Origin of the sequence: uncultured Olegusella sp., assembly GCF_947253395.1 — a bacterium.
GTDB lineage: Bacteria > Actinomycetota > Coriobacteriia > Coriobacteriales > Atopobiaceae > Olegusella.
This window is the reverse complement of record NZ_CAMXYY010000063.1, coordinates 1-8,141: the sequence shown is the minus strand read 5'-3', so window position 1 is coordinate 8,141 and position 8,141 is coordinate 1. Positions and strand designations below refer to the sequence as shown.

Below are 8,141 nucleotides of genomic sequence, written 5' to 3'. Positions count from 1 at the left end.
CCTTGGCCTTATAGGCCTAGAGCAAACCACCCTTTTGAAGGGTGGTTCATGATTTATGCCATTAATTATTTCCTGGAAGGCACTTAATTCGTGTGCACGAATGTAGTAGCCAAGGTTGGTCATGATATTGGTTCGGGGCTCAACCATCATCTGCGTCGGAACGTCTCGTATCTGCAGCTTTCCGGTTGCAGTGTACTCGGGACCAGCAAAGAGTATGCCTAGGAAGATTACTCGCGACACGCCAACACTCATGCTGCCGTGTTTGTCCTGATAACTTCCTTCATTGAGAATGTAGATGGGTGAACCCGAAGACCTCGGAAAACAAGCCATGTCAACAAGCCCGACGCCAGGATTATTGAAGTCATAGGCTGGATGCGATGCGGTGTAACCATGTCGAAATATCGGGAGGTTGTTGACCTCGTCCCATAATCCGACAGGATAACCGACCATGGTCACCTCCTCGACCGCACGAACATCCTTTAGTTTTTCATCCGTTGCAAGAATGCTCATATCGTTTCTGATATAGAAGACATCTTTACCGGTGATTTGCTTGACAGCATTGAAAAGAGGTGCGGCGAAGCAAAATGCGAGGTCGTGCGTGGGATGAAAGATCCATTTTGCCTTATACGTAACTCTGTAGCTCTCCTCGGTAGAGCCATCTTTTTCAGCCAGATGAACGAAGAAGGTCATTTCCTCGTCAGGATTGTTGTTGATGACGTGCTTGTTCGTGATGATGGTTGGGAAGGTCTTTCCGTTGGCTTGAAAATTGAAGTACGATCCAGTGCCACAGCTACCGTTGCTCGCTGTAAGCCGGACTGTGTTGAATAGCATTTGCTCTGATACGCATTCAGGCTTCATACATGCGTCCTTTCCACTGTCGATCGCTATGCATTATCTCATGCAATGAGGACGCAAATAAGATCGAAACATCAGGAAGAGAAGCCGGGAAGGCCGCTCGTCACGAACGAAGACGGGCGGCCTCCTCATCAATGCCTACGCAGCCTCTCGACCGTGTCGTAGTAAGTCCGTATAAGAAGGGCGAGCGGCAAGAAGACGATCACAATCGCCACGCTGAGCACGATGCCGATGCCCCAGCTCAACTCCTCCTTGAACCGCTCTCAGTTCATATCAGCCCAGCAACTCGTTCACACGGCGCTGGACCGCTGCATAGTTGGGTCCGAGACGGTCCTTGCGCTCCTGACCGTTTCCGAACTCGCAGTTGATAACACGGCGCGCCAGATCGTCGATGTCGACGTCGGAGCCACTGCCTAAGATCTCGTTCACGCGCTTCTGGACCTTGGCATAGTTGGAGCCCAGCCTATCCCTGCGCTCGTCTCCGTTGCCGAACTCGCCTGCAATCACACGCCTGGCAAGGTTGTCAACGTCCACGCCACCACCGCCAGAAGAAGCACCGCCACCAAGAATCTCATTCACCCTCGCTTGCACCGCGTCGTACTTGTCGCCCAAGGCAGCCGGCGCTGGTCACCGTTGCCGAAGACCCCGTTGATCACGTCGTTCGCCAGCTTGTCGATGTCGTCGGTCACGACGGGCGCTGCACCGCCGGTGTCCTCGCGGTCGATCCACTCAAGCCGCCTGTCCCAGGGGTAGCTGTAGTAGGCGCGGAAGTTGGACTCGCTGCCGGTCTGGTCGCCCTTGTCTCCGTAGATCGTGCCGTTCTCGCTGATGGAGAATTGGCAGAGCTCGTCGGGGTCGTCGTCGGTGCACATCGCGGTGTGGCATCCCTCGTTCAGGTAGATGTCTTCACGACGCGCGTAGGGTTTCTGGTCGATGGGCACCCACTTGAAGAGCCCCGTCGCCAGCAGGCACTCGCGCATGTTGCCGGTGTAGGAAGCGCCGCGGCAGAAGCGCCGCGGCAGTCCACGCCGACCGTCTCAAGCGCGCTGATGATGCCGGAGCTGCAGTCGCGGTCGCCCCTGGCCACCTTCACCTTGCTTCCGTCGGAGAGCGTGAGCGTCTCCCACGTCCCGTCGCCCCAGCGGTTGCCCTGGGTGTAGCCGTGCCCGCCGTTGCCGTCGTGGCGGCACAGGTGCTCCATCACCTGCACGAACTTCTCGTAGAGCGGCAATGCCATAGGTTTGCCCTCCTTCTTCTTTGGGTTTGCGTATTCAGCCCACTGCTCGGGCGTGATGTAGATGGCGTCTCCGTCGCAGGACTTGCCGCCGATCTTCAGCCGGTCGGTGAACTGCCAGCCCACCACGGTGCAGCCGCCCGTGTATCTCTCGTAGGGGAACTCGCGCTTGGTCCAGGTCGTGGGCTGCGTCGGGTAGCCCGCGCACCACAGCCCGCAGTGCGCCTTCACGTAAGCATTCATGAACCGGTCAATGAAGCTCGCGGAGGTGTAGATCCAGCACCACACGCCGGTCTTGGCGTGTACCCTGTCCACGAACGCCTGCACCTCGGACTTGGTGCACTCCTCGGTCTCGACGTCCAGGATGGGCACGCCGTGCCCGAAGTATCTCTCGCAGGTCTCGATGAAGAAGTCCGCCTCGGCGATGCCGCGCCCGCGGAAGAAGTGGTAGAAACCGAAGGGCTTGCCCGCCTTCCGCGCGGCCTTCACCCTGAATCTGAATCTACCCCGATCCCGTTTACACCTCTACGCCGCCTTCTTGTAGACGGCGTCCAGGATTGTGGTGTAGTTCTTGATGTACTCGATGCTGTTAGGCATAAACAGCCCCCTTACTCTTCATCGGTTTCGTCGAGTCCGGCAAGCTTCTTCCAGCGCTTCAAGGTCTTGCCCTCGTCGGACGCGGCGCCCGCGTTGAGCAGTCCGGTGCTGCCGGAGGCTCCGCCGTCGGTAGCATGCTTGGAGAAGAGCCAGGGCTCGCCCTCCTTGAGCTTGGATACGTCACCCTCGTAGTCGCCGAGCACGGCGCGGGCTGCCTTTACGTTGCGGCACCCCGCCAGCTGAAGCGCGAAGTCCACGCGCTCGGACTCGGACGCCGCCTTGAGCTCGGCGATCTCGCCCTTGAGCGCCTCGGTCGCCTCCGCGCTCTTCGCCGCCTCGGCGATCTGTGCTTCGAGAGAGGCAATCTTCTCGTCGCGCTCTGCGATCTGCTTCTCGTAGTCGGGAGCCGGTGTGCTCATGCTCTCGTTGCCTCCGTCTACCTGCGCCGACGCCGCCTGCTGGCCCTGCGCCTGCTCCTCCGCGCCCTGCGTGCCTTCCTGGCTGCCATTGGCCTCACCGTCCATGTCCTTGCCTGCCTTTCGTCTCGTAAGGCGGGCAGAGACGAACAATGCCCGCACCTTTACCGGTACGGGCATTGTCGGAGTGCGTCACAAAGTGAGAAATTGCCACCTGCTTTGCTCTCGATTTGGCAAAGAACTTGACCTAGTAAATTAAGTGTAATACAGTAAGACGTGACAGTAATACATCTTGAAAGGCAGTAGCTTATGCCAACTATTTCAATCCGGGTCACCGACGATCTCAAGGCGCGCCTCGACAGCCTTGCCCAAGAAAGCGAGAGCACAATGTCTTCAGTAATCACAGAGGCGCTCAACTCCATTACGGGTATTGGGCGCACCGATTATCCTGAGGAAACGGCGCCGTACACCATCAACAACACGAACCGGCTCATCCTTCGCAACCAGGAGGTGCTGTTGTCGTTAGCCGATGACCTCGACGACGACGAGCGCGAGCAACACCGCAAGAACGCAATAATCCTCGAATTTGGATTCACGGGAGAGTATCCAGGGGTATTCGCATCGCTCCGCCCCGAAATCCCGTATAGCCGCACGGTTGAGCTCTTCGACATACTTGACATGTTCCGTGTGCTCAGGGGTTCGTATGAACGCCTGAGCGATGAGGAGAAGGAAAGCGTAGACGAGCGGGACATCTCGTTCCGTGGCTTTGACTACAGCAGCACCGAGGAAACAGCTCTCCCGGGCTATGTTGAGTACCTCTTCTCCGATAACCGGTATAAGGAGCTGGAGGAACCTCTGATGCGCTTTTCGGACGGGGGGAATTCGCACATTCCTATCATCGATGTGTATCGGCGCATGTTGCGCTGCTTCAAGGAGGTCTGGCGTCCGCATCTGCTGGCCGCTACATCACTCAAGCTCGAGGAGATCAAGAAAGTCGTCGCCGCAAGTTCGTACAACTCGGGCTACTAGAAGAGGAGCGCTCGCGTGGTTGAGGATATTGAAGGCATTCTGGAATACACCGCTTTGATGGCCAAGGGTTATGACAACCACATGAAGTGGAACGAAGAGGCCAAACTTAAGTCCGACATGATGCGCCGCATGGATCGCTGGCGTAAAGTCACGACCGATGAAATACGGGCTAAGTGCGAGGAGCTGGGCATGCGTCATGAGGACGTCAACACCGTCTGCGATATGCACGCCAGGAGGCTTCAGGGTCGGAGGCTCGTTCCCCAGCATTCCTATAGGGGTTTCGAGTTTAGACACGACGCGTAGGGCTATCCCGATCTTTTCAGCATCTAAAGGGATCGGGATGCGTTCGCTAATCACAGGAATTGGCGCTTCCCATCAGTGTTCCACCTACATGAGATAATGTGTTTTGTTCTGTTGTGATGCCAGCAAATCCGAAAGGAAGGCGTGTGACTACGGGAGATCGGTTAAGAGAACGCACGTTCAAGAAGTGCGACCTCCATATACATTCAAGCTCCTGCTATAGCAGGTCGTATACAGAAACAGACTTCATGGACCAGGTCGCAAGCAGCGATTTGGACGTTATAGCTATCACCGACCACAACAGCGTCGACGTGAAGCTGCTAAATGCTGTCTCGACTAGATTGAGCAGCACCGCAAAGGTATTGATGGCCGGCGTCGAGTTGAACATAAAACTAAAGCCTGAAACGATAAGGGAATACCACCTCACAGTAGCTGAGGGCCATGATGGAAAGTATTTCCATGCGGTCCTGTGGTGCTCGTTAACCGATGCAGATGCTCTTTCAGAACGTATTGATGATTTGTTTGCCAACCTGCCAAACACTCAGGAAAGTTTGAAAGATGAAGTCACAGAGGGCAGGATAACGCGTAGCGAATACAGCAAGAGGATTGCGGACCAGGCTGTCTTTCTGGAAGATGTGCAGGAGGCGCTCGAACACATCCCGCACTTCTTTGTGCCTCATGAGAATAAGGGCGACCGCAACCTATCCGATTATTTGCCCATAAGAGACAAAGATGGCAATTTCATCGCAGCCAATGACACATACAAAGACAGCCTCTTCTATTACAGTCACGCACTAGCTGTTGAGGGCGGAGAGAGAAGTCGCAATCGCATCTCCGCAAACATGGCGAAAGCTTTGAATACGACCGTTGCTTCTCTACTTTTTAGTGATGCTTTGACGTTGGGGGATATCGGCGCTAAGTTCACCTGGATTGACTTTGACGGCGACCTTGATTCATTGCTGCTGGCAATTAGCGATCCCGAGAGTCGGATCTACACATCTGACAAGTACCCGTCGCTTCCGCAGACAAACACAGCCAACTTTCTGGAGTCCGTCTCGTTCAAGACATTCCAACCCGCAAATCCAATAGAACAGCGTCAGCAGACTATCGTGTTCTCTCCTGGCTATAACGGCATAGTCGGGTCCCGTGGTAGCGGCAAGACCATGCTTGCAAGAATTCTTGCGCGTCGTGACATCGAAGACTACAGACAATTTGTAGATCCGAATAGCATACGCTTCAAGAGGCATGGTGGAGTCGCTACGTCTGATCATCCCAAGTATCTATATCTGAACCAAGGGGCGTTGGAAACTGTATTCTCCGAAGGCGATTATCACCAGATACCTTTCCTAGACGACCGCATCTCGCCCATGACGGAAAGAGTGAAAACCGCTTCAGATAAAGCGTATAGCGACCTCAGTGATCTGCTGGAAATGGAGCAGGACCTCCTCCTCGCGTTTTCGGCTAAGTACGCTCAAGGAATCGCACACATTGACTTCCTAGACTTGGAGAAACCTTCGGGGGTAGCAATAGAAACACATCGGGGCATACCGTCAAACGATGACCCTCAAATCGATGCTGCGAAGAAAGCGCTAGGCTCATTTGAAGTGCGGATAGATGAGGCACGAAGGGCAATAGAAAACACGCATCTCAAGGCCGTATACCCAGAGAACGAAAACCTTTTCGCGGCTCTTGAGACCGAGCTGGATAGCATCAAGCAGGATGCGAATACCCTGCGCGAACGAGCTACCAAGCTAAGCTCTGTGCTTGATGACGTTGACATGCAGTGGTTCGAATGCAGGACGGACCTTCTCAAGCTGTTTTCGAGAACCGTCGATGAGTTCAACAGTGGCGTAGGCGCGTCGGCGCAGAGCGATTACAACAGCAAGGCCGAGATCGCGGCTGGGTTCCTTGATGATCTGCTCTCGCTGCGTATCGTACTCTCTCAGCTTGATGATATGGCGGCCAGCTTATTCCAGAAGATGCTCGGACCAATCGCCCCAGAGAAGCTGACGAACGGAGATGACTGTATAACGCTCAGTCTTTACTACGAAGACGAGTCGAGCTACTCCGACCACGTCGGAGAACTCATCAGCACAAGATGCAAGGACGTGGGCCAACCACTCGTCAAGGCGTGTCTGTTGCAGGCAGAAGTTCAAAAGGTAAAGCAAGTGTTTAACGGTACGAAAATAAAGAACGTGCAGCCAAACAGCTTTAGCGGCTATCTCGACAAATACTTCTCCATGTTACAGTCTTCATTCAAGAGTTCGCAGCAGCCTCAACAACGAATTGAGCTCAACGGGCTTTCGATAGAGGACATGTCTCCGGGAATGCGGGCGGAAGCATTACTAAAGCTGTTCTTGCATGACGGCATCGCCGAGGAACAATACACGTATGTCATACTCGATCAGCCGGAAGACAACCTAGACGCTGTGACGATAAAGAGGTTTCTCATTGATCGTCTGAAAGAGCTTAAGCTTGGCGTGCAGTTCTTTGTGGTGAGTCATTCGGCACCCGTGATTGTCAATGGGGATGCTCGCACCATTATCGTTTGCGAGAATGTCGATGGCGACATTACGTACAAACAGGGCGCGATGAACGAATCGCCGATCAAGCAGTCTATTGCAGACGTACTCGATGGCGGTGAGCGCTATTTGAAGATGAGGCTGAATAAGTACAACTTTCAAGCAAGGGATAAGCGATGATTACATGTGATGAGAACGGAGCTGTCGTTGTAAAAGTAAATGACACTTCATACAACTTATCGAAGACCGACCAATACACCGATTTCTTGATGTGGATAACCGCGCCTGATCCTGCTGTGGCCATAGACGAGGCGATGCTTGAGGTTGATCCGAGCTGCCCATCAGAGGCCATCGAGAAGCTCAATCGCTATAAAGAGTTCCTCGCAGCGTTTGTCAATCGTAGGGAAGCTCTGCTGGAAAAAGCACCTACGTCTGCTGCAGGCAGTCAGCGCATATCGGAAATCAATTCGCTGGTTGATAGGCTGAAGTCGCAGGCATCCTCCTAGTCTGCTTGCTAATAGCAGATGCTGAACGCAGAGACCACCGTGGTATAATTCCGCACTGCGAGCTCGGGTTGATGAGCTGGCAATGCGATACACATCGCAATTAATGAAAGGGAAAGTGTATATGGGCGAACCGTCCAACCGAGAATTTAGCGCCGTCATGCCATATGACAGGCTCTACCAAGCCTCGCGAAAAGAAGCGAGCAGGAAGAAGCCCGTGTTCTTCATCCATAAGTATTTTGCGCGTCGCATTACTGCAAACTTTCGAATGGCATTGCTGGGGTATATGTCCGAACCAGGCGATGACATACTCGATAAATACTATTCCCCGTCAGAGCAACGAGAGGACATCACCGTACTCGACCCATTCATGGGCGGGGGGACAACTATCTTCGAAGCATTAAGATTCGGCTGCAAGGTGATAGGCAACGATTTGCAACCGCTTTCCCTGTTCGTAACCAAGGCGCTAGTCGAGCCGGTCAACGAAAAGGCCGTAAACAATGAGGTAAAGCGTCTGGAAGAGAAGGTGGGGCAAAGAATCAAGTCATACTATGAAACGAAATGCCCGTGCTGCGGAAAAGCCGCTGACGGTATGTACGCTTTTCATGTAAAGAAAGCGATGGACGCAGCAAGCAATAAGGAGCACAGGTTCTTCTCCAGCTTCATCATCGCGTACAAGCACGAT

Annotated in this window: 10 protein-coding genes; 5 read left to right on the top strand and 5 right to left on the bottom strand. The window is 53.9% G+C overall.

Translation table 11 applies throughout. From position 1 onward, the window contains the following. From Q0X25_RS05920 to Q0X25_RS05900, 5 genes are all read right to left on the bottom strand, one after another. On the bottom strand, positions 1–858 hold an 858-nt coding region (locus Q0X25_RS05920; RefSeq protein WP_298579916.1), incomplete at its 3' end, for a hypothetical protein. Positions 859–1,128: 270 nt separating this feature from the next. Beyond that, positions 1,129–1,446: a hypothetical protein gene (locus Q0X25_RS05915; protein ID WP_298579913.1), complete on the bottom strand. Its 318-nt coding sequence runs from the start codon at positions 1,444–1,446 to the stop codon at positions 1,129–1,131. Continuing rightward, positions 1,431–1,727 (bottom strand): hypothetical protein, encoded by a 297-nt coding sequence (locus tag Q0X25_RS05910; protein WP_298579910.1) that lies wholly within the window; start codon positions 1,725–1,727, stop codon positions 1,431–1,433. The genes Q0X25_RS05915 and Q0X25_RS05910 overlap by 16 nt, the downstream gene beginning before the upstream one ends. 20 nt (positions 1,728–1,747) lie before the next feature. After that, on the bottom strand, positions 1,748–2,578 hold the full coding sequence (locus Q0X25_RS05905; protein WP_298579908.1) for a glycoside hydrolase family 25 protein: 831 nt from the start codon (positions 2,576–2,578) through the stop codon (positions 1,748–1,750). 119 nt (positions 2,579–2,697) lie between these two features. Beyond that, on the bottom strand, positions 2,698–3,210 hold the full coding sequence (locus tag Q0X25_RS05900; protein ID WP_298579905.1) for a hypothetical protein: 513 nt from the start codon (positions 3,208–3,210) through the stop codon (positions 2,698–2,700). Positions 3,211–3,411: 201 nt separating this feature from the next. Between Q0X25_RS05900 and Q0X25_RS05895 the strand changes: the two genes are divergently transcribed. The 5 genes from Q0X25_RS05895 to Q0X25_RS05875 form a co-directional block, all read left to right on the top strand. After that, positions 3,412–4,131, top strand: coding sequence for a YfbU family protein (locus Q0X25_RS05895; protein WP_298579903.1), 720 nt, complete (start codon positions 3,412–3,414; stop codon positions 4,129–4,131). Positions 4,132–4,146: 15 nt separating this feature from the next. Next, positions 4,147–4,434 carry a hypothetical protein gene (locus Q0X25_RS05890; RefSeq protein WP_298579900.1) on the top strand — a complete coding sequence of 96 codons (288 nt, stop codon included), beginning with the start codon at positions 4,147–4,149 and terminating at the stop codon, positions 4,432–4,434. A gap of 143 nt (positions 4,435–4,577) precedes the next feature. Next, positions 4,578–7,133, top strand: coding sequence for a hypothetical protein (locus Q0X25_RS05885; RefSeq protein WP_298579898.1), 2,556 nt, complete (start codon positions 4,578–4,580; stop codon positions 7,131–7,133). Beyond that, complete coding sequence (locus Q0X25_RS05880) at positions 7,130–7,459, top strand: hypothetical protein (protein WP_298579895.1); 330 nt, start codon at positions 7,130–7,132, stop codon at positions 7,457–7,459. Before Q0X25_RS05885 ends, Q0X25_RS05880 begins: the two co-directional genes overlap by 4 nt. A 121-nt stretch (positions 7,460–7,580) precedes the next feature. Continuing rightward, positions 7,581–8,141, top strand: a 561-nt coding sequence (locus Q0X25_RS05875; RefSeq protein ID WP_298579892.1) for a DNA adenine methylase, incomplete at its 3' end; no start/stop codon positions are given.